The sequence below is a fragment of the Corynebacterium sp. HMSC08F01 genome, assembly GCF_001807545.1.
Lineage (GTDB): Bacteria > Actinomycetota > Actinomycetes > Mycobacteriales > Mycobacteriaceae > Corynebacterium > Corynebacterium coyleae.
Window position 1 is genome coordinate 216,214 of record NZ_KV789284.1, and the last position, 212, is coordinate 216,425.

The following is a 212-nucleotide window of genomic DNA, read 5'->3' on the forward strand; positions in this document are numbered from 1 at the left end:
CCACGCCCAGTTATCCACAGGCCAGGTGCAATTTCTCTGTTGACGGTTTAGCGTTTTATGTATGAATTCGTTCGAGGTGTTAGTGCAGGCGATGTCGGCCGCAGCGTTAGAGACGCTGGCCGACTTCGACCTTGATGTTGCGCTCGCCTCGGGCTTCGCTCCGGATCGTGCGCGTGCCTGGTCGCGGCTGCGCGATGTGTACTTCGGGCGCA